Raw genomic sequence first — 637 nt, 5'->3', positions numbered from 1 at the left:
CCGGGCGGTACGGATGATCCGGTTGATCACGTCCGGCGCGATGCCGTCCCGGCGGACCAGCACCTCGGCCACCGCGCCGGCCGGCGGCTGGCGCAGCGGCACGACCCGGCACCGGGACCGGATGGTCACGGAGACGTCGTCCGGGTGGGTCGAGGGGGCGCAGAGCAGGAAGACGGTACGCGGTGGCGGCTCCTCGACCGCCTTGAGCAGCGCGTTGCCGGCGGCCTCGGTGAGCCGGTCGGCATCCTCGATGATCACGACCTGCCACCGGCCGCCGGACGGCGAACTCGCCGCCCGCAGCACCAGCGCGCGCATCTCGCCGACCCCGATGGAGAGCCCCTCGGGCACCACGAGCCGGACGTCGGCGTGCGTACCGGCCAGGGTGGTGTGGCAGCCCGGGCAGCGCCCGCACCCGGTGCCGTGGACGCACTGGAGGGCGGCGGCGAAGGCACGCGCGGCCACCGACCGGCCGGACCCGGGCGGCCCGGTGAAGATCCAGGCGTGGGTCATCCCGGCGCCGGGATCGGCGGCGTCGGGCACCACCGCGCCGGCGCCGACGGCCGCGCCGGGATCGTCGAGCTCCTCGGCGAGCGCGTCGAGGTCGTCGTACCCCTCGGGGTCTCCGGCGCCGGCCGGG

General features: G+C 77.2%; 1 protein-coding gene. It reads right to left on the bottom strand.

Annotated elements, in window-relative coordinates; all coding sequences use genetic code 11:
* Positions 1-637 (bottom strand): AAA family ATPase (locus tag HUW36_RS33895; protein ID WP_246248464.1); only part of this gene is annotated, 637 nt, incomplete at both ends.

It is taken from the genome of Micromonospora maritima, assembly GCF_902825405.1.
Taxonomy (GTDB): domain Bacteria; phylum Actinomycetota; class Actinomycetes; order Mycobacteriales; family Micromonosporaceae; genus Micromonospora; species Micromonospora maritima.
This window is presented reverse-complemented; position numbering and strand designations above follow the sequence as displayed.